Annotated in this window: 25 protein-coding genes and 6 pseudogenes; 18 read left to right on the top strand and 13 right to left on the bottom strand. The window is 35.4% G+C overall.

Annotated features, from left to right (window positions below; translation table 11 throughout):
- Positions 1–554: 554 nt before the first annotated feature.
- From BMMGA3_RS16560 to BMMGA3_RS18590, 12 genes and pseudogenes are all read left to right on the top strand, one after another.
- On the top strand, positions 555–1,691 hold the full coding sequence (locus tag BMMGA3_RS16560) for a ParM/StbA family protein (protein ID WP_003349919.1): 1,137 nt from the start codon (positions 555–557) through the stop codon (positions 1,689–1,691).
- A 5-nt stretch (positions 1,692–1,696) separates the two neighbouring features.
- Entirely contained in the window at positions 1,697–2,131 is a 435-nt protein-coding gene (locus tag BMMGA3_RS16555; protein ID WP_155815663.1) for a hypothetical protein, read from the top strand.
- Positions 2,132–3,204: 1,073 nt separating this feature from the next.
- Complete coding sequence (locus BMMGA3_RS16550) at positions 3,205–3,897, top strand: hypothetical protein (RefSeq protein ID WP_003349922.1); 693 nt, start codon at positions 3,205–3,207, stop codon at positions 3,895–3,897.
- Between the two features lie 508 nt (positions 3,898–4,405).
- A pseudogene (locus BMMGA3_RS16545) lies at positions 4,406–4,809 on the top strand (Tn3 family transposase); the annotation flags it as partial.
- A 437-nt stretch (positions 4,810–5,246) separates the two neighbouring features.
- Positions 5,247–6,617, top strand: coding sequence for a sensor histidine kinase (locus BMMGA3_RS16540; RefSeq protein ID WP_003349926.1), 1,371 nt, complete (start codon positions 5,247–5,249; stop codon positions 6,615–6,617).
- A gap of 2 nt (positions 6,618–6,619) precedes the next feature.
- On the top strand, positions 6,620–7,291 hold the full coding sequence (locus tag BMMGA3_RS16535; protein ID WP_003349927.1) for a response regulator transcription factor: 672 nt from the start codon (positions 6,620–6,622) through the stop codon (positions 7,289–7,291).
- Positions 7,292–7,303: 12 nt separating this feature from the next.
- Positions 7,304–7,873, top strand: coding sequence for a TVP38/TMEM64 family protein (locus tag BMMGA3_RS16530; protein ID WP_003349928.1), 570 nt, complete (start codon positions 7,304–7,306; stop codon positions 7,871–7,873).
- A 112-nt stretch (positions 7,874–7,985) separates the two neighbouring features.
- Entirely contained in the window at positions 7,986–8,960 is a 975-nt protein-coding gene (locus tag BMMGA3_RS16525; RefSeq protein WP_003349929.1) for a F510_1955 family glycosylhydrolase, read from the top strand.
- Between the two features lie 123 nt (positions 8,961–9,083).
- A complete protein-coding gene (locus BMMGA3_RS16520) occupies positions 9,084–9,815 on the top strand; it encodes an urease accessory protein UreH domain-containing protein (RefSeq protein WP_003349930.1) in 732 nt (243 codons plus the stop codon).
- A gap of 24 nt (positions 9,816–9,839) precedes the next feature.
- Complete coding sequence (locus BMMGA3_RS16515) at positions 9,840–9,971, top strand: SHOCT domain-containing protein (protein ID WP_003349931.1); 132 nt, start codon at positions 9,840–9,842, stop codon at positions 9,969–9,971.
- A 305-nt stretch (positions 9,972–10,276) separates the two neighbouring features.
- The gene (locus BMMGA3_RS18595) at positions 10,277–10,969 is read left to right on the top strand and encodes a hypothetical protein (RefSeq protein ID WP_003349932.1); all 693 of its coding nucleotides are present in this window, start codon (positions 10,277–10,279) and stop codon (positions 10,967–10,969) included.
- Positions 10,970–10,980: 11 nt separating this feature from the next.
- Positions 10,981–11,514, top strand: a complete 534-nt coding sequence (locus BMMGA3_RS18590; protein ID WP_003349933.1) for a peroxiredoxin family protein — start codon at positions 10,981–10,983, stop codon at positions 11,512–11,514.
- A gap of 113 nt (positions 11,515–11,627) precedes the next feature.
- Here BMMGA3_RS18590 and BMMGA3_RS16500 read toward each other — a convergent pair whose 3' ends face one another.
- Positions 11,628–12,335 carry a cytochrome c biogenesis protein CcdA gene (locus BMMGA3_RS16500; RefSeq protein ID WP_003349934.1) on the bottom strand — a complete coding sequence of 236 codons (708 nt, stop codon included), beginning with the start codon at positions 12,333–12,335 and terminating at the stop codon, positions 11,628–11,630.
- A 192-nt stretch (positions 12,336–12,527) separates the two neighbouring features.
- On the opposite strand from BMMGA3_RS16500, the pseudogene BMMGA3_RS18870 reads away from it, so the two are divergent.
- Positions 12,528–12,641, top strand: a pseudogene (locus BMMGA3_RS18870) (hypothetical protein); the annotation flags it as partial.
- A gap of 28 nt (positions 12,642–12,669) precedes the next feature.
- On the top strand, positions 12,670–12,873 hold the full coding sequence (gene copZ, locus BMMGA3_RS16495) for a copper chaperone CopZ (RefSeq protein WP_003349935.1): 204 nt from the start codon (positions 12,670–12,672) through the stop codon (positions 12,871–12,873).
- A 56-nt stretch (positions 12,874–12,929) separates the two neighbouring features.
- Here copZ and BMMGA3_RS16490 read toward each other — a convergent pair whose 3' ends face one another.
- From BMMGA3_RS16490 to BMMGA3_RS16480, 3 genes are all read right to left on the bottom strand, one after another.
- Entirely contained in the window at positions 12,930–14,513 is a 1,584-nt protein-coding gene (locus tag BMMGA3_RS16490; protein WP_003349937.1) for a multicopper oxidase family protein, read from the bottom strand.
- A 196-nt stretch (positions 14,514–14,709) separates the two neighbouring features.
- Positions 14,710–15,576: a C39 family peptidase gene (locus tag BMMGA3_RS16485; RefSeq protein ID WP_003349938.1), complete on the bottom strand. Its 867-nt coding sequence runs from the start codon at positions 15,574–15,576 to the stop codon at positions 14,710–14,712.
- A gap of 425 nt (positions 15,577–16,001) precedes the next feature.
- Complete coding sequence (locus BMMGA3_RS16480; RefSeq protein ID WP_003349939.1) at positions 16,002–16,613, bottom strand: class I SAM-dependent methyltransferase; 612 nt, start codon at positions 16,611–16,613, stop codon at positions 16,002–16,004.
- Between the two features lie 426 nt (positions 16,614–17,039).
- Between BMMGA3_RS16480 and BMMGA3_RS18585 the strand changes: the two are divergent.
- A pseudogene (locus tag BMMGA3_RS18585) lies at positions 17,040–17,308 on the top strand (hypothetical protein); the annotation flags it as partial.
- A 194-nt stretch (positions 17,309–17,502) separates the two neighbouring features.
- Here BMMGA3_RS18585 and BMMGA3_RS18580 read toward each other — a convergent pair.
- Positions 17,503–17,676 (bottom strand): annotated as a pseudogene (locus tag BMMGA3_RS18580) (C39 family peptidase); the annotation flags it as partial.
- A gap of 170 nt (positions 17,677–17,846) precedes the next feature.
- Positions 17,847–18,293 carry a JAB domain-containing protein gene (locus BMMGA3_RS16475; RefSeq protein WP_003349941.1) on the bottom strand — a complete coding sequence of 149 codons (447 nt, stop codon included), beginning with the start codon at positions 18,291–18,293 and terminating at the stop codon, positions 17,847–17,849.
- Positions 18,294–19,137: 844 nt separating this feature from the next.
- Between BMMGA3_RS16475 and BMMGA3_RS16470 the strand changes: the two genes are divergently transcribed.
- On the top strand, positions 19,138–19,308 hold the full coding sequence (locus BMMGA3_RS16470; RefSeq protein ID WP_237712893.1) for an aspartyl-phosphate phosphatase Spo0E family protein: 171 nt from the start codon (positions 19,138–19,140) through the stop codon (positions 19,306–19,308).
- A gap of 169 nt (positions 19,309–19,477) precedes the next feature.
- On the opposite strand, the gene BMMGA3_RS16465 is transcribed toward BMMGA3_RS16470, so the two are convergent.
- The 4 genes from BMMGA3_RS16465 to BMMGA3_RS17665 all read right to left on the bottom strand — a co-directional run bounded on the left by BMMGA3_RS16465 (position 19,478) and on the right by BMMGA3_RS17665 (position 21,743).
- Complete coding sequence (locus BMMGA3_RS16465) at positions 19,478–20,113, bottom strand: hypothetical protein (RefSeq protein WP_003349842.1); 636 nt, start codon at positions 20,111–20,113, stop codon at positions 19,478–19,480.
- Between the two features lie 488 nt (positions 20,114–20,601).
- Positions 20,602–20,706 carry a YjcZ family sporulation protein gene (locus tag BMMGA3_RS17670; RefSeq protein ID WP_155815657.1) on the bottom strand — a complete coding sequence of 35 codons (105 nt, stop codon included), beginning with the start codon at positions 20,704–20,706 and terminating at the stop codon, positions 20,602–20,604.
- A 77-nt stretch (positions 20,707–20,783) separates the two neighbouring features.
- On the bottom strand, positions 20,784–20,936 hold the full coding sequence (gene yjcZ / locus BMMGA3_RS16460; RefSeq protein ID WP_003349844.1) for a sporulation protein YjcZ: 153 nt from the start codon (positions 20,934–20,936) through the stop codon (positions 20,784–20,786).
- Between the two features lie 660 nt (positions 20,937–21,596).
- Positions 21,597–21,743, bottom strand: coding sequence for a YjcZ family sporulation protein (locus BMMGA3_RS17665; RefSeq protein ID WP_081485724.1), 147 nt, complete (start codon positions 21,741–21,743; stop codon positions 21,597–21,599).
- Between the two features lie 584 nt (positions 21,744–22,327).
- Here BMMGA3_RS17665 and BMMGA3_RS17660 point away from each other — a divergent pair.
- Positions 22,328–22,573: pseudogene (locus tag BMMGA3_RS17660) on the top strand (FtsW/RodA/SpoVE family cell cycle protein); the annotation flags it as partial.
- Between the two features lie 73 nt (positions 22,574–22,646).
- Here BMMGA3_RS17660 and BMMGA3_RS16455 read toward each other — a convergent pair.
- The 3 genes from BMMGA3_RS16455 to BMMGA3_RS18570 form a co-directional block, all read right to left on the bottom strand.
- A complete protein-coding gene (locus BMMGA3_RS16455) occupies positions 22,647–23,714 on the bottom strand; it encodes a Ger(x)C family spore germination protein (RefSeq protein WP_051744924.1) in 1,068 nt (355 codons plus the stop codon).
- A 280-nt stretch (positions 23,715–23,994) separates the two neighbouring features.
- Entirely contained in the window at positions 23,995–24,279 is a 285-nt protein-coding gene (locus tag BMMGA3_RS18575) for a spore germination protein (protein WP_003349849.1), read from the bottom strand.
- 102 nt (positions 24,280–24,381) lie between these two features.
- A complete protein-coding gene (locus tag BMMGA3_RS18570; protein ID WP_003349850.1) occupies positions 24,382–24,582 on the bottom strand; it encodes a hypothetical protein in 201 nt (66 codons plus the stop codon).
- 89 nt (positions 24,583–24,671) lie between these two features.
- Between BMMGA3_RS18570 and BMMGA3_RS18030 the strand changes: the two are divergent.
- Positions 24,672–24,772 (top strand): annotated as a pseudogene (locus BMMGA3_RS18030) (ATP-binding cassette domain-containing protein); the annotation flags it as partial.
- Between the last annotated feature and the right edge of the window lie 4 nt (positions 24,773–24,776).

Below are 24,776 nucleotides of genomic sequence, written 5' to 3'. Positions count from 1 at the left end.
GTTTTGTTCCCCTTTCCAGGACAAACAAAAAAGACCGTTAGCAAGCCAACTCTTGCCCCCGGTCTATCTGCACTGAAAACGCCGAAAAAGCTATATTTTTACAAGAAAAACCTTGCACATCCCAAAAAATATATGTTATTATTAAGCCATGAAATGGCTATAATAATAATATTGGGATTTTTGATCATGTTGTTGGCGCAACATGATCTGGCGTTTTCAAGCTAGTTGGTTTGGCGACCGAGAGAGGGCTAGCTTGATATTTTTTAAATGATCGTGTTGGCGCACGATCATTTATTTTTTTGTCTTTTTTTTTGTCTTTTTTTGTTTGTCAATTTTTTAACTAATCTATAAAATATGGGCAATATTTGCTAGTACTTCTTCTTTTAATTAAAACTATACACTAGTTTCAATTTGGAGTAAACCCCGAATTTTCGGGGTTTTTATTTGCATGCAATTTGCATGCGAATCAAAATTTAGATTGACTTTTGCATACAAAAAGCATACAATTGGGGTGAGAAGAAAAATTAACCATTTTAATTAAGGAGAGATTTTCCATGGATCTAAGATTAGCTGCTATTGATATTGGAAATGATGCGGTCAAAGCATATCTAGGAAACTTAGAGAATTCTATTTATATTCCCAATGTAATCGCAGAAGTAAAAAATCGAGACATTATTGAAATGGAGAAAGATCCATTAAGTGCTCTACATGTAGAGATTACTTCATCAGCATTAAAACAAAAACATGGTTATTATGCGGTTGGAAAACTTGCTGCCAAATACCCAAATAACGATGAGCTAACGCCAGATGTAGATAAATCTGAAAGTGACCAACCTGTTATTTTGTTATTAACGACACTTGCTTATGATGCAGTAAAACATTTTCCTGAAAAAGATGGCGTGATAGAAGCTACATATCTTTTATCTACTGGTTTACCACTAGATGAAACAAAAAGAGGAAAAACGAAAAATTTCCGAAAAAAACTAAAAACTGCACAGCATGAGGTCAAATTCTTACAAACTCCTAATCTTCAAGGGAAAACTGTTCACATTAAATTTGAGCAAGTACTTGTGAACACGGAAGGTTATGCTGCCTATATTGATCTCACTACAAATAACGATGGTTCAACGAAAAATGAAGAACTGTTTGGCAAAACAATCTTAATTAATGATATTGGTGGTCTATCCACTGATTCTGCCATTATCACAAGTGAATCTGAAGTTGATAATGAATATAGTGATGGTATTAAAAAAGGTGTTTCTACATATCTAGACAATATTATTCGGAAAGTCTACACAAAATATAAATACAACATTAAAAGCCGGAGAGCTCTTGTAGAAATTATTACAAATGAAAATCCGGAGGAACAATATCATATTTGGGTGGAAGGAAATCGTGTTTCTATTAAAGATATAGTGGATGAAGAACTTGGAATACTAGCTAAAGAAGAATATAAATTAATTAAGAATATGTGGCATAACGTTCCAGAGATTCGCCTGTCCTATCAGATTGGTGGCGGCTCGCTTATTCTCCGTCCATATTTGACAGAACTGAACCAACAGGATAAAAATTATCCTCTACGCTTTGTGTCAAAGGAAGACAGCATTTGGATGATTGCTCGAGCATATTTCAAGATCTTATTGATGTACTGTAATAGCAAAGGAATTGAAGCTGCTGCCACGGCTGAGTGATGATAATGGAACAATTCGGTCCAGGTAAAACAATATCTTTCCGTTTACCGAGTGATACACCAAAACACGTTAGTGATTATCTTACAGAACGAAAGCAAAAGCTTGGACGGAAATTTAGCAGCGAGATCGCACCTATATTTGTACAAGCCATTTCCCAACAAGTATTGAAAACAACGGATGAGGATATATTAACGATTCCTCTTCCAAAAGGCTTTACGAAAGAGCAAAAAGAATGGCTGAGACATCCGAATACTCGAGCATTAATTGGACAAATGCTTTATCAATTTGTACAAGATCCTTTAAAACCTATTGATTTGGGATCCACAAGAATCGAACAAAAGGAAGGAAGAAAAACAAGTCAATCTTTTACACCTCCTAAAAATATTTCAAATTTTGCAAAGAGAACATTTCTAAACTTTGACGATGACGATGATGATTGATTTCTCCCCTACTTTTTAAGAATGTAAAATAAAATTTGATTAAACTATAAATCAAGACAATTTTTCTTAATAATAACGAACCTCATCTCTAATGATGGGGTTTTTTGTTGAATGATTTTTTTACAGGGATATTGATTCTGGAAATCGAATTCAGCAATAATTAACTTCCACATGTGTATTTCAATTTATATATAGAACACAAATGGTTGGTTATATAGTCAGATACTCTACAAATAATGCATAATTGTAGTGAACTTGTAATTAATATATGATCCACACTTCATCTGTCAAATACATTACTGGAACAAATATTTAATTTCAACTCAAACAAATCCTAGATTGTGTTTTACATGTATTATATGATCTATATAGGGTTTACATCAGAAAATGACATAATGGATCCGTAATGATTCACATGTATCCGGATTAATTTATCATTCATAACTTCTCTACATTCGATGAATATGATTTTTGGTAGTCGAAGCCAATAAAGAAAAAATGAAAATGATAGATTTTATTTTTTACATGACATTGTAATTTACATATGATCCATTGATCATTTGTAATCTACATCATCAGGTCATGTAATATAGGTTTGTTGAATACATGTAGATTGTGAGTAACAAGTGAGAAACATTTTGTTCTTCACATGTCATGTAAATATTACATGTGCTTTACAAGCAAGAACCATATTGTAATTTACATGTATAATACGATTTACATAGATGCTACATAAAAGTTTACATAAAATATGTCATGTAGTTCACATATGCTAAGTGATTTATATGTGGTTCAATAATACATCTACTATTACAGAATTTATATGCTAAAACTAGTCATTCTGAAAGATTTAAATGAATTGGGAATCGAATTGTATCTCACACATAGGAGTAGGTATCCATATATCGGCTATACCTGTTAAGGATGTTGTAGACTATATGTATCTTGTGGTCTTTACATAGTTAACATCTATTAGAGAATTTGTGTTCTACAAGTTCTTTTAAATCTACATATTGACTACAAAACTATAAATTTAGTACTTAAATTTATAAGTGATAGGGAGGCGTAGTATTGTGGAAGAGCAATTTTTTAAAATTAGTGATTTTGCATCAAAAATAGGCAAGCACATTAACACAGTTGACGGGTGGTTTAAAAAGCTTGAGGAACAACACATTCATTATGTAAACAGAATAAACAATGAAAAGGTTTATGATCAACTGGATCTAAAGATTGCCTTATTCATTAAACAAAGACGGGAGCAAAAATGGGCCCTTGATGCCATCTTTGAGGATTTGGAGAATCATTTTGATTTACGTCCGTTTCCGCTAGAGGAAGAACCGAAAAATGATGTTCTTGATCTAAATATAATAAAGCGCCAGATTGTAGAAGAAGTGAGAAAGGGGATAGAGGAAGTAGCTGGAGCACAGCTAAAGGAAATTAAAGATGAGTACGATAAAATAATGATGCAATATATGGTTCAGGTAGAAGAGCAATATAAAAACATCATGAAACATTTACCTGATCCAGAGGAATCTCAAAAAAGAAGACAACAACAAATTTCTAATTTAATTACTAGAAGGCGAGTAGAATCGATTTTAAAACGAGAAGCACTAAAGCAGTGGGAACAAAAACCTGAATCAGAACGACTTAAGAGGGTAGGGCTGTTTAGTAAAATTGAAGATGTTAACAAAAGGGATCGTTTTATCGAAGAATACATTGATCAACACTTTGAAGAATATATGAAGAAAGAATTTGGAATCAAATGAAATCGTTAAAAACATTTTATTTTAGGTTATGGCGCAAAAACTTCAAGACAATTGCAATTAATCTCTAAATCTTGGACATAATGATACTATAGGGTGTGATCAGTATCGAAACATAAAATTTGTTCAAGTGGAAACATTTCCAGCCCGACATGATTATGTTAACTGTGAGATGAAGAGGAAGGCATGGATAATCACCGTCCTTGTATTGAAATTTGTTTAAAATTTGTTTGAAATACAATTTTAACGAAAATATAAGTAACGTTTCAGCTCCCTTGAATTTTCAAGAAAAGCGGCCCAAACATTTAGAATATTAAAGAGGTAAGAGGTTTTAAGTAAAATGTAAAATTTCGGCCATTTTGCTGCTCCACCATATCGTCATTAATACCTATGTATCGAAGTGTAATCGATGGAGCTAATAGAGCAGCCCCGTTAATGACTCTTTCATCTCATTTAGATCCATTATATCTTTAACAATTATATAAGAATATGCTTATATATAAGCGAATAACGTTTTATTGGTCAAATCGAAAAGACCATCTTTCTCATTGATTATTTACCGATGAACATTAAGACGAAGAATCCTAAGAGGATTAAATTAAAGGAGAAGCCATGAATGCTTTAGCAAGGGCCGTTTTCTTCGGAAAACGCGAGGAACTGCGGGAGCGTTCATTGGTTGACCAATACCAAAGAGGAACAGAGCTAAATATTATCCTCAATGCCATTACTGTATGGAATACAGCGTATCTCACAGAGGCTGCCAAATATCTTGAACAACAAGGCCATCTTGACGAAGAGTTACTTAACCATATTTCACCGCTCAATTGGAAACACATCAATTTCTTGGGTGAGTACTCTTTCAGTAAAAGTAAACCAGCATCCTTAGACTCATTGCGCCCATTAAATATACTATGAATGAATATACAATGAGACATCAAAGCCCGATCACAACCCTTAACGTGGTTGAAAATCGGGTTTTTCACTTCTCTGAGTCCTTAACGTGGTAAATCCGCGTTTTTCTGTCGGAACCCCTCCTTGTATAGCCCCAACCTTTTCTCTACGTTCCCTTTTTCATGTCCGCTACCGGGATTGCATGGCTGTACTTCAATTCCATAATAAGATTATTGAAATCCATAAATTCTGCAAATTTATTTTATAAAATAAAATTAATTCTCCTTTATAAATCGAACAAAGGCATAAACTAGGTGAACATACAGATATTTATTCTAAAGTTTTAAGTCTCAACGATTTAGTTTTAAATACCACTATGTCATTCAGAAAAGTGAAAAGAGATCAAAAAATAGCTTTTCTAAACTATATAGAAGTTAATGGACTGATAGTGAGGGACAAAAGTGAGAAAGATTTCTTTTAAATTAGGACTATTATTTTTTGTATTCGTATTAGGAATAGAAACGGTTTTATTTGCGTCATTATATGTTACTCTGGTTAATTCTAGAATTAATGAGGAATTTGAGCAGCTGTTAGCAAGAGGGAATAGTCACCGCCGTGTGTTAGAAAAAAATTATGACCCTTCTACTTTAGCACATGTCACAATGATGGAATCTGAAGCAGAGACGGACGTCGTTATAACAAATGACAAGGGGAGGATATTGTTTTTTTCAGATCATATTTTGCCATTTGCTAAAAGAATAATAAAAAACGTAAAGAAAAACATTCCCTATGATGGAATGATTGTGCAAAAAAATTGGCAAAAAGAGTCGCATATTTCGACAGTAAGCCCGATTCGGATTGACGGCAAGATAAAAGGGTATGTCTATATGTTTCAAAATACGGATTCCATTCAAAACATGATTTATAAGTTAAAGCATCATTTCATTATGGTTGGAATTCTTTCTGTATTTTTAACCATTATTACGATTGCTTTTTTATCAAGAGTCATTACCATTCCTCTCATTCGCATGAAACAGGCAACTGAAAAATTGAGTAAAGGTGATTTTTCTGTTCGTTTGCAAGTAAAAGGGGAGGACGAATTGGCGGAATTAGGGAAAGCCATTCAAACATTGGCGAGGGATTTAGAATTCTTAAAAAAAGAAAGAAACGAATTTCTCGCAAGTATTTCTCATGAACTTCGTACCCCTCTCACTTATGTAAAAGGATATGCTGATATAGCTAGGAGACCAAACATTGAGGAAGAAGAGAGAAATCGATATTTGTCCATAATCTATGAAGAGGCAGAGCATATGCAAAAGTTAGTAAAGGATCTTTTCGAATTAGCGAAGATGGATCAACATTCATTTCAAATTCATAAAGAACCTACAAACTTATGTTCTTTCTTAAAAAAATTGCATGACAAAATGTATCCTGCTTTTCAGGCTAAAAAAATGTCTCTTGTATGTTCCTGTGATGAAAACATTATCGTCCATATAGATCAAAAACGATTTGATCAAGTGATGATGAATCTGTTAGACAACGCTTTAAAGTATTCTGTTCAAGATACTACCGTCTCTATTGATGTAAGGGTGGAGAAAGGGTATATTGTGATTATTATTTCAGACGAAGGAACAGGAATACCTGAAGATGATTTACCGCATATATTTGAACGCTTATACCGAGTCGATAAATCAAGATCAAGAACCACCGGTGGGACAGGATTAGGCTTAGCGATAGTAAAAGAAATTATTGAAGCCCACGGAGGTTCTATTTATGCGGAAAGTATCTACGGAAAAGGAACTAAAATGATTATTACTTTACAGGAGGGATGAGCATGTACAAGATATTACTGGTTGACGATGAAAAACGAATGTTAGATTTACTTGATCTTTATCTCTCCCCGAAAGGATATCATTGTGTTAAGTGTGAGTCCGGTTTAGCAGCGATACAGTACTTAGAAAATAACAAAGTGGATTTAATCTTGCTGGATATTATGATGCCGGAACCAGATGGTTGGGAAATTTGTAAACGAATTAGAGAATTTTCCGATGTCCCTATTATCATGGTGACCGCACGAGATCAAACGTTAGATAAAGTCAAAGGGCTTAATATTGGGGCGGATGATTACATTACAAAACCGTTTGACGAAGTCGAGCTCCTTGCCCGCATAGAGGCGGTGCTGCGCCGTTCTGTGGGAAAGCACTCAAAAATAGAATTTCAAGGATTAGTGTGGGAGGAAGACGAACATAAAGTCCACTATCAAAAAGAACCGATTTTTCTAACGCCGAAAGAATTTGCTATATTAGGGCTGTTTTTGAAACATCCAAACAGAGTGTTTAGTAGAGAACAAATCATCGTGTCACTATGGGGCTATAGCGCAAATACAGAAGAGCGTACCATAGATTCTCATGTAAAAAATATTAGAGAAAAGCTTAGACAAGTTGGTTTTCCGATCGATCAATTTCTGCAAACCGTTTGGGGGGTGGGATATAAATGGGAGGCATAAGGTGAGAAGAGGATGAAAGAGCAAATTATTACACTGCTCAATGCATATGAAAATGTTGCTTACCTCATAAGTATCGTTATAAATATTATGATCAGTATTTTTGGACTTGTACCAAGCATTTTTCTAACGGCTGCCAATTTGACTGTGTTCGGATTTTGGACAGGCACCTTATTATCTTTTGCAGGGGAAGCAATCGGAGCAATTATTTCCTTTATTTTATATCGTAAAGGATTCAAGAAGCTTTCTGAATCCAAGTTATTTTCTCACCCGAAAGTCAGACGATTGCTTGAAGCAAAAGGTTTAGAAGCCTTTTTTCTTGTTCTATCTTTGCGGCTTCTTCCTTTTGTTCCATCGGGGGTTGTAACCTTTGTTGCAGCGATCGGAAAAACCTCCTTACTTATCTTTATTATTGCTAGCTCAATAGGGAAGATACCTGCATTACTTTTAGAAGCCTATTCGGTTTATCAATTGATGAATTGGACATGGCAAGGGAAAGTAATATTAACATTTTTATCCGTTTTTTTCTTCCTTTTTACTTGGAAGAAAATCAATCGACAAAATGTTCAAACCAACAAAACATAGAGGGATTTAGAGTGACAAATATTATATTATAGAAACAAACTCCATAAATTCTGCAAATATTTCTGCTATAAAATATACTATATCTATTTCATACACAAAAAGGAGTATATCAATGAAAAAAATGACGAAAGCTCTTATGATTACATCAGCTATTCTTCTTCTAAGCGCTTGTTCATCATCCAATGAAAAAAAACAATCTTTTATTACGAGCAAGGAACAAGCAAAATCGAACGTATCTGTTACAAATAATCAATTCTTTAAAGAAAAGAAAGAAGGAAAGATCGATCATTTACATGGAATCGGTTATGCAGGCAACCAAAATGCGATTTACTTTGCTACACATGAAGGTTTTCTCGTTTACCAAAATAATAAGTGGTATGAAACGACTTCCAATAAACATGATTATATGGGCTTTTCTGCAACAGACGATGGATTTTATTCATCGGGGCATCCAGAAGAAGGTTCATCTTTGGGAAATCCTCTTGGACTTGTGAAAAGTTTTGATAATGGACAAACGTTGATGAATCTAGGATTTTATAAAGAATCTGATTTTCATTATATGACAGTTGGCTATAAAAGCCATACGATTTATGTCGTGAACCAAGAAGAAAACAAAACGCTAGGACAAGGGTTATTTTACAGTAAAGACGACGGCAAAACGTGGTCGCAAAGCCAATTAAACGGTCTACCGAAAACTGCAGCAGGAACGATTGCTGCCCACCCAACGGACGAAAATATAGTCGGAATTAGTACGCCTGAAGGAATTTTCGTTTCAAAAGATAATGGAAATACTTTTGAGCAGTTTACTCGAAAGCTAAATACGACGACTTTTGTCTTCCAAGAAAAATCAATCTTATTTGCTGCTGTAGAAAACAATAAGCCAAAACTTATAAAACAATCATTAGATTCAAAACAGGAGGAAGTTCTTTCTGTCCCTGCGCTGGATGAAAAAGACCATATCATGTATATGGCCTCTAATCCGACAAATGAGAAGGAAATTGTTATAGCCACCATGAATGGGGATATTTTCATGACAAAAAATAATGGTGAAAGCTGGACAAGACTAGCAGCGAAAGGGAAAATATAAATTTTAATAAAAGACATGCGGGTGCATGTCTTTTTGCTTACTTAAAAATATACCACTCCACAATTTCTGCAAAATTCATTGCTACAATAAAGATATTAGGTAGAGAAGAAGGTGATAAGAAGTATGTATTCATTCTTGAGTCAAATAAGTAACTTTCTAAGTCAACCGTTTCTAAATATTGCACATAATACAACAACTATCCCTATTTTGTCAGCCTTTGTTCTTGGTATAGTAGGAGCGATGGCCCCGTGTCAAATAACCGGTAACTTAGGAGCTATCACGTTATACAGTAATCAGTCCTTACAAAAAGGGATTGCGTGGAAAGAATTGCTCCTATTCATTTTTGGTAAAATCATTGCGTTTTCAGGTTTAGGTTTAATTGTCTGGCTTATGGGGAAAGAGATTCAAAGTACACTAACATTATATTTTCCGTGGTTAAGAAAGCTAATAGGTCCCATTCTTATTCTTGTAGGCCTATACTTGTTAGGGCTTTTTAAAATGTATTGGAACGTAACCTTGTTCAAAATCCCTGAGAGATTTTTAAAGAAAGGAAAGACAGGCTCATTTTTAATGGGTTTCGGCTTTTCATTAGCTTTTTGTCCAACGATGTTTGTACTGTTTTTTGTTACTCTCATGCCTCTCGTATATTCAACTTCTTATGGGGTGCTATTACCGAGTATCTTTGCCATCGGAACCTCTGTACCTGTTATTTTCTTCATCCTTATCCTTTGGTACTTAGGATTTAGCGGTAGTCTAATGAAAAAAGGAAAACAAGCAGGAAGGTTCGTTCAGAAAGCAGCTGGAATGATGATGGTTTTACTTGGCATATTAGACACCATTACTTATTGGTTCTAAATTTAGCAAAAGGAGGAAAACAGAATGGGAATGTTTGGAGGTTCTGCGATGATGATTGGGATGATGTTATTCTGGGTTGTATTAATCGGCGTTGGTTTTTATCTCTTATATCGTTTTTTGAATAACCATAAAGAAGAGTTATCTCCGAAATATTAAAAGTACGATTAGCAAAAGGAGAGATCACTTTGGACGAATTTGAACAGCTATCCAAAAAGTTATAGTGGTTATATTGTGTACAGGAAATGCGATTTACAATTGTTTCCCCCCTTTTTTCATTTCATATAGATGAAGGAAGTTGTTGATCCGTATTGTCAACAACTTCTTTTTTATATAATTGTCTCTTTTATCCTCATTCACCTTGACTTCCTATTATTCCATGCCTTCTTTCGTTTTTCTCCATAATAAATTCATATTTTTTATTTACAATAAATAAATCACGTAATATTGTGGAGGGATATGTATTGCAATTCGGTAGTATTGTAGTCCAAGGTGAAAATCTTTTACTCATAAGTGGGTTATTGATTAGCTATGTGATGTTTTATTATGGAATTAGGATATTAAAAGTAGAAAGAAACATCATGGATTTAATTTTTAACAGTTTAATTTATGAAGTACTCATTTGGAAATTTAGCTATGTCGTTTTACATCCCCATTCAGTGTTACAAAATCCGATGACTATACTTTATTTTAACGGGGGATATATTGGAGTTGGTATTGGAATTATTTTTATCGTGATCTATACTTGGTTATCCATCAAAAAACAGAATATTTCCGTGGATTCTTACACACGGGCAGCCATTCCTGTGTATTTGGGGTATTTTAGTACTTTTGTCTGGATACGCGTAATGGAAGATCCTCTGGATTATCCCGTCATTTTGCAAGCAATAGTAGCTTTTTGTTTTTTTATAGCAGCATCACGAATCAAAACGCAAAAAACTTTATTGCAACTTCTTATATGGTTTCATTTAATTCAATTTGAACTAGCTCTATCTAAAAACAATTTTGTATATGCATCGTTCATATCAAAAGAAGTATTGTTATATGGATCTCTCATTATGATCTTTATATGTATTTCATATTGGTTAGAGAGGAGAGAAACAGAAGCTTCTCCTGTGGACGAGAGCAAGGACGGAAAAATGCAACAAATAAACTAGCTTTAAGTATTATGATTTTAAGCTTTGCCTTAGCTTCCATTCTTAGCAATCAACAGGAAACAGGGAAAATAGAATCTAAAGCAGTAACGTCTACTTCATTAGATTCGGGAAAAATCGGGACTAATAAAGTGGAAGTTGCCCCAGACTTTGAATTACTTTCAATTACAGGAAATAAAGTGAAGTTGTCTGATTTACGTGGCAAGTCGGTTATATTGAATTTTTGGGCTACTTGGTGTCCTCCTTGCAAAGCTGAAATTCCAGAAATGCAAAAGTTCTATGAAAACAATAAAAATAACAATGTAGAGATTTTGGCAGTCAACTTAACGTATACCGAAAGCAATCCTGATGCGGTGAAAGATTTTGTGAGGAATAAAGGATTGACATTTAAAATCGCGCTTAATGAGCATGGAAAAGTTGGAAATCTATACGGTGCAATAACAATCCCCACTTCGTATATCATCGATAAAAACGGGATTATTAGAGATAAGTATGTAGGTGCTATGTCTTATGGAACCATGGATCGCTTTATCTCAAATATTCAATAAAAACTAACTCTTTATATTTAGAGGATATGGATATGATCCCTTCTAAGTAGACAGTAACAAGAATACTTCTTACTGTTAACTCAGGAGGGATAGGTATTTTCGGATTATAACACCTAAAAACCTGTGAACCCACCAAACAAACCTGTAAAAAAGATAATGATTTTTGTCATCCAATCAAAAAACAGCAGAATCCCCATGACAATCATAAGAAATCCCCCGACTTTTACGATGACAGAGTTATATCTCTTGATCCAATTTAGCTTGCCGATAAAAAATGACATAATGAAAAAAGGTACGGCAAAACCTAATACATAGACGAACATGTATAAAAGGGCTGCGCTTGGTTTGGTAGCTGCCAACGCTATAACTGATACAAGAATGGGCCCTGTACAGGGAGTCCATCCTGCAGCAAAACCTATTCCAATTAAAATAGAGCCAAAATAACCGGAGGGCTTGTTGCGAAAGACGAACCGTTTATCCTTCATCATAAAGGAAGGCGAAAATACACCTAAAATGACTAGACCGAAAAAGATAATGAACAGGGCGCTAATTTGTCTAATTAAATCTTGATAACCAACAAATATTTTTCCTATTACAGAAGTACCGAAACCAATAGCAATGAAGATAACAGAAAAACCAAGTAAGAAAAAGAGTGTATGAAGCATTGCACGTTTTTGAATCATCACATTCTCTTTCTTTACTTCATCAACTGATACCCCTGTAATGTAAGATAAAAAAGCTGGATATAGTGGTAAACAACAAGGGGATATAAAAGACAGTAATCCCGCACCGAATGCTAGAAATACATTGATATCGCTCATATTGACCCATCCTTTTCTCTTCGATTCTGTAACGATACTATAAAATTATGAATTTTTTATGGAGAAATACTTTAAAGACTTTTGATCACGATTTGTATCGATTTTTTGTTTCATTTTATAACACATCATCTTTTACTGTTATACTGACTATTCAACTATAAGTATTGCTTGTCTTTTATCACGTCTCCATGCATTCCTGTAGCCGCCTCTGGATTATTGGAGCCTTGGATTGCTGGTGCCGCCATGGCATTCAGTTCCGTATCAGTTGTGACAAACGCTCTTCGTTTGAAACGCGTGAAAATATAAAATCGAGACAAGTAAGGAGGAATTGATGATGGCAATTACATTACATGTACAAGGAATGACTTGTGGACACTGCAAAATGGCAGTGACGAACGCTCTTAAAGAACTAGACGGGGTAAAAAATGTAGAAGTACATTTGCAAGAAGGTACTGTGGATGTAGATTATGATAAAACAAAGGTAAATGTAGAAAACCTCAAAGAAGCGATTGAAGAGCAAGGTTACGATGTGAAGTAACATTAAATCCCCTCCAAGTAAAACTTGGAGGGGATTTCACTTACTTCGATATACCGTTATTCACCTTTATTAGTTGCATCATTAGGATTTGGTGTATAGTTAGATTTGTAATCTTTATATTTTACTTCTGTGACCATTCCGGCTGAAGCATGGTGCAAGTCATGGCAGTGGAACATCCAATTTCCCGGATTATCAGCTTTAAATGCGACGACATATTCTTCACCCGGTTTTAAATTCAAGGTATCCTTAATCAATGGGGAGCCTTTAATTGGCTTACCATTTTTACTTAATACTTGGAAGAAGTGTCCGTGTAAATGCATAGGATGTAAATCTTTCGGTGAATTGTTCACTAATTTTACTTTTACTAAATCTCCTTTCTTAACATTTACAGGTGCTGTTTCAGGATAAGTTTTATCATTAATCGTGTAAACCATGCCATCTTTGCCCATGGCTGTTCCTAAATCCATTGTGTACTCTACATCATATTTTTGGTCTAACGTAAATTGACCTAATTCATGTTTTCCGTATTTTGTCATATCAACGATAGGAAGGGCTTCTTTTGCATTTGCTTTGTCCGTATTGTTTGTTGCGCCTTCGTATTGAATTTTCACTTTCATGCCATCGGTACCTTTCATATCACCATGACATTCTAATAACCATTCACCCGGATTATTCGCGATAAATTCAATATCATAACGTTCACCTGGAGCAATATTTAAAAGTTCATTTTTGATTGGTTGCGGATCTTTTAACGGTTGCCCGTCTGTTGCGACAATTTTAAACTCATTACCATGCAGGTGGAGTTTGTGGGACATGTATCCTGCGTTTACAAGGCGAAGTCGTACTTTTTCGCCTTTCTTCACTTTTAAAGGTTCTACAGCGGAGCCACTTTTCCCATTAATCGTGAAAATATCATACATACTCATATCATGACCCATGCTACTCATATCCATTTGTTTGTCGTCGGAGCTATTTCCGTGTCCCATATTACTATGATCCATACCACTCATATCCATATTTCCTTCATCTGGATTACTCATCCACTCATCTAACACAAGTGTATAATCTCGATCTACTTTTTCCTCATTCTTAGGCTCTACGATTAATGTACCGTATAATCCTTTGTCTACTTGTTTCGCGCTTTCTTGATGGGAATGATACCAATACGTTCCCGGTACGGTTGCAGTAAATTCATAAGTAAAAGTTTCACCCGGTTTAATAGCGTTCATCGTGACACCCGGAACTCCATCTTGACTATTTGGAACAGGGTAGCCGTGCCAATGAATGGTTGTCGGTTCTGGTAATTCATTTTTCAAATTGATTTTTACTCTGTCCCCTTGTTTAATACGGATTTGCGCTCCGGGAACAGATCCATTGTACGTGTAAACCGGAAGTTTTACTTTATCATTTATTTGTAATAATGCTTCCTTAGCAGTGAGATTAATCTCTTTGCCGGATAAAACTTCTGTGTTTGTTGCCAAAGGAAGTTGATTACTGGAGTCCTGGGCGGTGTTTTCCTCCTTCATATTCATATTTGACATATCGTGTCCTTGCATGGAACTATGCGAAGTATTATTTGAGCAAGCCGCACCGATAGCAACGACTCCTGCTAAGATGGTTCCAAACAATAATTTCTTCATGCATATATCCCTCCGTAAACATGTAATCTGAATCACTCTAATATCATCATAAAGAATAAATGTGCAAAATTTATGGAGAAAAATTATATTTTTTTTTCACACGAAGTAGTTCGAAGATTAAATTATTGTTTGACATTTTTAATAGGAGTCAAATTACATTTTGAAATAAAAAAGACAAGCCACTACCTATAACCGGTTAATTGCGGTTATAGGTAATAGCTTGTTTGCCCATTTGTATCCAAGCTTGAATAAATTCAGACTTAGGTGCTTTTTTATTTTTCGTACCTGTCAATGGGTCATTAAAATAAATATATTTCTCATCATATCCAGTGATTAACACGGAATGCTCCCGGTATGTTATTTTTATAGGACCTTGCGGGGTCTGCCATTCCATAAATTCAGACGGAGGGAGTACACGAAAAGTTGTGTTGGTAATAACCCATACTGGAGTACCTTTAGACAAATATTTATATATTTCTTCAAATGATTGTCCTGTTAAATCAACGATTTGGTTAGGCAAATAAATCTCGGCTAATTCTTTTATAGGTTTATGATAGACACCATATCCCGGTTTCTTTATTGTATACATGTCACCAACAAACCCTTCGTTTGGATGTCCATAAAATATTTTTCCATTATGTATTCGATAAGGAACCGGGTTTTTCTTTATTTGCTTCGCTAGTGTCATTTTATCTACATTGATTCCCGCGTGGTTCAAAAGCATTGCCAGACTTGTTACCTCGCACCCCCTTGGTAGTTCTGGAAGTTGTGAGAAAAGGGGGGCATCAATGAGAGCTGATACAATCGTGACTGGTTTTTTTGACTGTTCAGATGAAGGATTTCTCTCTTCGACTTTATGCGTTGTTCTCTGCGCTAGATTTTTTATAACATCTACCATATTTTTGGAATTTGCATAATAAAAAAACAAGGTTAAAAATAGTAAGGAAAAAGCTGTGTTGTATCCTAATGCTAGTTTATACAATTTTTTATTGGTTGATTTTTGTAAAAGAAAAATAGAAAGTAAAACAATCATAAAAGTTAAAAAAAATATAATTCCCATCATGATAATTGTAACACCCTTTGTTAAGCTTAAAACTTGATGTTTTTATATTATTAGTTAAATTTGCAGAAAGCATGGAGATAATTCTTATCAAATAATTCTTGTTAAATCTAAAGAGTTCATAATTTCTCCACATTTCACTGTTTTAATATTTTATAGTCTCATATCACTAGAGGAAAAATTATAATATTACTTTGGTCGGATTGTATCGATGCCGGAAGTGTATTACAATGCCTTAACTGTTGTAACGTGTATCTCTTTTTTGTTTATCTTCCCATGGAAGAACAGAATTTCTTTTATAATCTATAGTGCCACGAAATGCAGCACGGGTGGCTAACGGACAGAAATATGCAAAAACTTTATTCTGTTCATATTAAGACTACCTAAATAAAAAAGACGCTAATTAGCGCCTAAATGCCTATATTGTACTATTGTATCTTTTGTGGATTTGCCCAGATTAAATAAAGATATCCCAACAATGCACGTTCATGCTTGTTAATTATCAAATTGGATTGCTTGACTATATCTAAGATATCCCGATTTTGATGGCATCCAATAGCTTTAACGACAAAAACATCAAGTTTCTTTTGAATCCAAGCGAGTGCAGGGACGGAAAATAATCCATGCTCCATAAGTAATATCCGGCCATCTTCCTTACACCATTGATTAAAAAGGTTTAGAACATGTACTGGATCTTCATAACTACATAAAGAACCCGATGATACAATTGTATCAAACGAATTCTCAGGGAAGTTAAGACTTTCCACATCAGATATGATAAATTTAGCATTAATCCCATATTCTTTTGCTGCTTCTTTAGCTTGTTCAATCATTTGAGGGCTGAAATCTACACCTATGTACTCAATGTCTTTAGGATAGAAGGCGAAATTCATCCCGGCTCCAACAGCCACCTCTAGAGTTTTTCCTTTAGCTGATTGGAAAATTTGCTTTCTCCATTTATTTTGCTCTTGTTTTTTACGTTTTTTTGCATATTTCGCAGCCTGTTTATTGAATTTTTGTATTAATTGCGTTTTCTTCATGAACAAAATTACCTCCCGATCCTTATACTAATTACCTCTTTTTAATACGATATAATAAACTAATTGTTTTATTGTTTATATAATTTACACTACGGGAATCGATAGTAAAAAAGTGTCTCCCTACGAAAGCTCCTTATTGTACCGGAATCTGTTTTTTGAAAAAATTCGTTAGTATTGTAAATCCGCGTTTTTCTGGAACTCCCTCTTATTAAAGTAACGAGTAGCGATACTTTAAAACGGTATCGCTTTTCTTGTTCAGTACAAACTAGAAATTCATAAGCAGACGGAAAAAGTAGCCATGGTTGGGGATGAAATTAACGATGGCTCGGTATTTATGTAAGTAGATATCGGAAATGGCAATTGACACCGATACGGATGTAGCCATTGAAGTCAGTGATATTACACCCATTTGTATATAAAGCTTTAGGTGTAGCGAAAGCAACACTGTATAACCATCCTGAACTTCGTTAGCATATTGAAACCTTATGTTAAGCCCCTACAGCAAAACAAATAAAGCGTAAATGAACGAGGACAACAAAGACGCACTTATTGAATCGCTGAAACGAAAAATCAAAAATTTAGAAAATGAAAACAAGCAATTACGAGTACAGTTGAAAGTAGCTTACGCAGAGGTTTATAAAGAATTTAAACTGTTAGACAGAGGAACAATGTTCCCTTCATCGTTTAACAACTAAAGAACAGGGAAATTGAATAAGCGGTAGAAGCGTTCGAGGAAAGGCGGTCGAACCAAGGTAAGGTGTTTGTCGTTCCGTTCGTTGTACAGGTTTCGTAACTGACACCTGCCGTATTTGTACTGTTTCAAATGGGATTTGCTGTGGTAATAACCCAAACTGGGGTACCTTTTGACAAATATTTATAACTTCCTCAAATTATTGTCCCGTAAATCAACTGAGTTTTTCTTTATTTGCTTCGCTAGTGTCATTTTGTCTACATCGATTCCAGCGTGATTCAAAAGCATTGCCAGACTTGTTACCTAGCACCCCCTTGGTAGTTCTGGAAGTTGTGAGAGAAGGGGGACATCAATGAGAGCTGATACAATCAGCTAACCATAACTAAGAGTCAGACACCCTTAGTTACTAAGTATTGTAGAAACAGGATCAATGTTTCTACAATATTTAGTAGCTGCAGAAGAGAGCTGGACACTTATGAGTCAGTCTTGTTCTTACCTACAGTCAAGTGGATCAAAGGGGGGCTTTCCCCCTTTGCCCGTTCTTACAAGTAACCTTTTTCTTTCATACTGACATAATTTCCGGTATAGCTTACAATTACATGGTCAAGAACTTCTATTCCGATTATCTTTCCGGCTTCTGCAAGTCGCTTTGTAACCTCTATATCTTCTCGGCTTGGTGTCGTGTCTCCACTTGGGTGCTGATGACTGACGATAATAGAAGCTGCGTTGTTAAGGATTGCCGCTTTCATCACTTCGCGTGGATGAACAATACTTGCGTTTAAGCTTCCGACATGCGCTCTGTGAAGCCCAACCACTTCATTTTTTGTATTGAGCATCATCACAAGAAAAACCTCTCTGTCCTCATCTGCGATGTATGCTGTCGCTAATTCTGCCACATTTTTTGGATTGTAAATTTTATGAACAACAAACGATGCTGAAACTTCTCTGATTTCCTGCTTAATACGAAGCACTTCAAAAATCGGTTGCATCAAATAACTCCTCCTTTGATTTTTCTCCTTGCCTTCCGAAGCGATTTAGTTCCCCAAAGGGGGATTAATTTCGCCCTTTGGCATGGAGAACGAAAAACACGCATAGACAGACGGTCAAGGGAATAAGCACAAAAAGTTTTTGCTGTTACGAAGTGCTTTTAAGCAAAAAGTTTTTTGCCCCTTGAACGACCTGGCTCGACGACTTAGCTTCCAGCAGGTTGAGGGCGCAGCCTAGGAGTCTCGACCTGCTGGAAGGTTAGTCGGCTTTGTGATGTTTCACGATTCGGAAGGCAAAGGGCAAAGTTTAATCGTAGGAGCACAGCAATCAACCTAATTCCTGGCGTTAGCCGGGAATTTTCCTTTTTCCTTCCTTGTATGAGCTTTGAAAGGTTTTCCCCGTCATCGATCGGGCGTTAAGAAATCGACAGGAAACTAACGAAATGTAGGCGAAACAAAAGCCGTAGGTCCATGGTTATCGGTGATTTTAGACCGAAGCAAGATGCTAACGAGCTGTTAGCGACAATAGGAGCTTACAGCTCGTTAGCAGACCCTTGCGGTGACCCCAAAGATTTAGAAACTTAAAAAGACAATAAAAAAGGAAGGAATAATCTCCTTCCTAAAAAACATGTTTATGAAATGCGCTAGAACGGAACGAAATACCTTCCGAGCAGTTCGTAATGCTGCCGCCCAAAGAAAAATATTTTTATACTTTTTTTTGTATTTTTTATAGAAAATTTTGTGACAAGTATTCCAAATATTTCAGATTTTTTGCATAATATTACAATGAACGATTTTATTACACTAAATGGTTAAAAGATAATGGATGATGATTAGGGGAATTTGTATGATGATTAGTACTTCAACCAACGAATTAGAAGAAAGAATTAATCAGCTTAAAAAAGAATTGATCAAGATCTCTGAAGCAACCAGCTTGAATAGCTATGATACCCTTTATTGCAGCCAGAGATTAGACCAACTAATCACGATGTACCAAAAACAATTTTTTAAAAAATAAAGATAGAAAAATGAAAAATTCTTCTAATTTTATTCAAGCGCTTACAAAATTGATCATTCCGTCCGGTGCATAGCAGCTGATGGAACGAAGAGTACTGTAGCATTAAGCAGCTTTGATACAATCGCCTTTTTGGGGTTGTTTTAGCTAACGGATATCAATAAAGGTATTGTTATCTTTCCTTCCTATTCCACTTATCTAACCAATCCTGAATAGATTCTGATATATTGCTCGCCCCAATCTTTAACTCGTCAAAAAGAAAAGAAAGCAACGCACTCCATGAAATCTCTTCCTCATAAGGATTATTTGTATTAATGAATTTCATTACTTTTTTTAGTTCTCTCATACGGCCATCATCAAGATGCTGTTTCAGATAGTCACGAACATACTCATTAATGAAATCCGAATTCCGGATACTTGCATCCAAAAGTAATGCGGTTGCACGAGAAGGTGTAACATCAAGCGCATAAGCAAGGGCGGTTAAATTCTCATAAGTTCCTTGAGGTAAGCGTATTGTAATACGCTCACACTGGCCAGCTGAAGATCGCTTTTGTAAAGAAGAGCGGTCCAGGTCTCCCATGTATAAAGTATTCTTCAATCGGACAGGTCTTCGGAAATGCTGCGATAAATAATCCATCACTTTCCTTGAGACAAGCCCGGCTTCACAAATGGTCTCGGCCACATCTTTAACCGGCGTATTTGTAATATAAGACAATCTATAAATGCATTCTTTGAGTTGAATGGTGATGGTCGGTTTCACATCTCGTTTTTTATCTGATCGGGTACGTCTCTCCTTCTCTTTTTTCATCGTTTCCCTCCAAAATCCGAAATTAGCTTTAGGACACTGTCTTTTTGTCCCTGGTTTACTACATGTATATGGGGGAGGATGGGGGAGCATGTATATTTTTTTTCAATCCTGGTGAAAATGGATAAAAAAAGAACCGGAGAAGGAGAAAAACAGATGAAGAAACAAGAGGCTGCCGCATTGGCTAAGAAAATGATTGATAATGCAAACAAATATGGACTGCCACTTAAGAAGAAGAAGAAAAAATAACGCCTAATGTAGGGCGTTATTTTTTGTAAGTTTATTACAATAATAAATGGGTGTAAATTTCCAATAGATAAAAATGTAAAAAATAAGTCTAGGACACTTCGAAACTGTCCTAGATTTAAACTCCAATCTCTTGTAAGGAGAAACCTCTTTCCACTCTTAAAACGTACTATTAATTGATTTAAACCACTTAATAACTCATCTTGCCTTTTTCTTTTTAATATGAATTAGTGAGAATTATATATTTAGTAGTAGCCAAATCCGCCAAAGCAAGAACAGCCTACAATGATGAGTAGTACGAAAATAACCACTATAAACGCAAATGCATTACCTCCATATCTTTCACCCATAATTACACCTCCATTTCACAAATCATGATCATTTTATGTTAGAAGCCCAAAACAGCAACATTCGGGCTCCTTTTTCATTAATAGCCGCCAAAGCAAGAACAGCCTATAATGATCAATAGAATGAACAACACGATGATTAACGCAAAGCCACCACCGAAACCGCCGTAGCCATAACCGCCGTAGCCATAACCACCGTAACCTCTACCACATCCGAAACCACAAAAACCCATATTCGTTCACCTCCTTTTGCAACCTTATTTTTATGTTATGTAAATAATAAACAACAGTATGGACTGATATCTATATGAGTAAGATAATTCCTGGGTTCACCCAAGAGTTCTACTTTAAAAAGCCGAAAAGCGTATGTAATAACATACGCTTCTGAAGAGGTGACTATATGCAATATGGGAGGTATACGGATCTGGAAACGCGAAGATTAAATAATCTCTTGTACAAAATATGCACAATAGAGAAAAAAGAATAGACGAATGCTGAGGTAAACGTAAAATCCCTAAAAAAAAGGGAAGAGACCAAAAAATCACTTTATGTGACCTTTTGGTCGGCTCTTTTTTTGTTTTATTCATTTGTTTTTTAAGATGGGGGCTGCTGCGGCAATCCTCTTAGTTTCTTGCAATAAACCATTTGCAAAGAATTATGTGGATTTTTTTTATTTCACAGCAGATGATCTTTCTCTATAAAAAAGGCCCATAGGCCCATGGAAACACTGTTTAAATCATTTGCTTAATTAGAAGCGTCTTCTTCTAAAGTCGTCACGAAAAAACAAGTCTCTTCGACCAAAACCAAAAAACGGCATTTAATGTACCTCCTTTCATTTCAAAAATCTATATGACAAAAGGACAGATTTACTTACCCAACTTGTCCTGTACAATTTAGTAGCCGCCAAATCCGCTAAAGCAAGAACATCCTATAATGATCAATAGAATGAACAACACGACGATTAACGCAAAGTTAAAGCCACCACCGTAACCACCGTAGCCGTAACCATCGTAACCTCTACCACATCCGCAACCACACATATTAGTTCACCACCTATTGCAATCTTATATTTATGTTATGTAAACAATAAACAGCAGTATGGACAAATATCTTAATGAGTAAGAGAATTAATTGGTTTTCCCAAAAAAGTTCTACTTTAAAAAGCCGAAAAGCGTATGTAATAACATACGCTTCTGAAGAGGTGACTATATGCAATATGGGCGGTATACGGATCTGGAAATGCGAAGATTAAATAATCTCTTGTACAAAATATGCACAATGGAGAAAAAAGAATAGACGAGTGTTGAGGTAAACGTAAAATCCCTAAAAAGAAAAAGAGGCCGATACCTCATACATTTGTTTATCTTTGATCTTCTTCATCGATTCAAGCATCGTTTGTATGTCGTTGTAACGTGAATCAGTCGATATTCCTCTCCGTTCGTTGTATTGCATTTTATATTTCAACAAAGAGGTGTTGTAGACCTTTAATTCAACTTACGTGTTTTTAAGGCAGGGATTGCCCCTGCCTTTTTTATAATGGAGAAACAAGGAAGAAATTTTCTGATATAGTCTGAAATAACCCTCTAATGCATTGGTGGAATGACCAAAAAAATTATCATTATCCTTAACGAAAATCGGAATGGAAACGAAAAACAACTTTTACACATATATGTGTGTAGGAGTTATAAGCATGATTACGTTTCACGTCTTCCAAAACATTGGGATGACAATCGGACTTTTGCCGATTACCGGAATACCGCTGCCGTTTATCAGCTACGGAGAAGCTCATTAATGGGTAACATACTTGCGATCGGGTTAATATTTTTCAATCCGTTATCACAAAAAGTACATGTTTTCAACGACAGTATAAGAAAAGCGAAGGGAAAGCCCTTCGCTTCTTTTAATAAACGGGAAGTAAAACATCAAACTCAGAGAAGTTTACTTTATTCAATGACTCCTTCTTCAGTAAGAATGACTTTTGTATTTACATCGACTGTCAGGTTTTGATATTCATCTTCCCATTTTGAAAAATCAAAGTTTCTTGTCCTGCTTTTGACAAAAGCGCCAAATCCGATTGGATCAATATTTTTTTCTTGGAACCTGGAAATTAACTTTGAACATTGTTCGTTTATGTTTTTTTCCATCGTTTTTTCAATGTTATCCTTTATTTTCCTGGTTAATTGATTTCCGGTATAATCCGTTATTTCACCTTTTAATTTTATATTTAGTTCGATTTTATATGGATTTCTTCCGATTAATTTCATCTTATACTTTGATGAAATGATTTCTATCGAAGCTTTATTGCCGTTAACTGCAACATGAGTGGTACCTTCATTATATTGATCGGTCATTAATTTAAAGAAAAATAATTTATCAACGGAAAGCTCATCGACTACTTTGTCTTCTTTGAATAAGCAGAGTCCGTTAATTTCGACCTTTTTTTTATTACTTTTTTTTATAAGAGGCAAGTAACCGTCTTTGCCTTTTTGATAATAATCCGATAAGAAAATCTTTAAATTGGATTCAGGCAAATCTTGGTGATCCATGTTGTGTTCAAAAAGGCGGGACAGATAAACTGCATTTCCTCTGTTCCCGTATTCTCCTTCAAGAACATCTTTCGCATCCCCTTCCGTTACCCCTAAAATAAGTGTTCCCCCAATACTTGCATCTCTTTCATATGAATCGAGAATATTTCTGATCCCTTTTTTGGCGAGCTCATTTCCAACAAGGATTACTTCAAGGCTTCCTCGGACAATCGGGTCTGACACTTGCTTCTGTATCTCTTTACTTATTTCAAATGGTCCAAGGGAAACTGCAGAATAGGTAACATTTTTAATCGTTTTATCGGGCAAAAATTCAGGCACTAGGAATGTCCCGCGCATTTCCTTCTCATTTACATAATCATAACCGCTTGCTAGTTTAAAACTGACATCATCAACGACTTGTTTATTAAGACAGCCTGATAAAAAAAGAATACAAAGCATAAAACATAAATTGTGCTTTATTCTCATTTGCCTTTCACCTTCTTTGTAATTAAGACGGATGTAAACAGAAGGGGAATATATACATATGTAAACCAAAAACCCGCCTTTGAGATATAGTCATCAAGTAGCTTAATTTCTTCTCTCGTCTGAAAAGTAACAGAGATGATTAAACAAAGGATTCCGATAAGAAGCACGCTGATCTTTTGTTTGAGATGGACTATTCGTTTTATTAACCTGCTTGAAATCCAAATCGCCAAACAAATATTCGGCAGAATAATCAAGAGCAATCCCTATATATTCTAATCTTTCAACAAACGGCAAAATCTACGTTTTCCCGATCTGCAATTCCGTCAATATAAAGGATGGCGACTTTCGTTTTTGAAATGTTGCCGACGGAAAGAGACTCAATCACAAGTTCTTTTACAGGTACTCTTTTGCAAATTAAATTAAGGTTTTGGTCAATGGATTCAACAAATGCTTCCTTTGGGCCGATGACACTAAACTCAACTTCGGGAGCTGTAATGCTGCGGACGATTAGTTTTTGAGCAGTGATAAAGGCAAAACGCTTTTCATCCGTTTCAATCGTTAACATAACCGTTAAAAAGCTTTTGTTCGATGATTGACGGATCGTCGGATATTTCCATATCTGAAATTGGAATAATTTTTTTATATCATCCAGAGTCGTGAATTCATTCTACTGCAGATGCGGGAGAACAGTCTGGTGAAGAACGTTTTGATCAATTAATGTAGATATGAACGTTAAAGAAAAGCGAATGTTGTTTTTTTGATTGTAGTAAAAAGTCTTTTTATAGTCATAAGATTTTGGGAAGACCTTTTGCTCATCCTTTTTTTCAAAGTCTTCTTTGTTGCGATTGTTTTTAAACCATTTTTTCATTTTTCATCACCATCTTTTCGGCATTAAACATATTGTTACCGATTCTGGAATATTTATGAATAAAATGAAAAAATTTATATGGAGAAACCATTGTTATTAATGAACTTGACCTTGAAATCCCAAGAGGTAAGATCACTGTTTTTATTGGGGGGACGGCTGGGGAAAATCGACACTGCTGCGTTCTATTGCCGTTG

The sequence above is a fragment of the Bacillus methanolicus MGA3 genome, from assembly GCF_000724485.1.
GTDB lineage: Bacteria > Bacillota > Bacilli > Bacillales > Cytobacillaceae > Bacillus_Z > Bacillus_Z methanolicus_A.
Note: the sequence above shows the minus strand (reverse complement) of the source record. Positions and strands in the feature narration are given on the sequence as shown.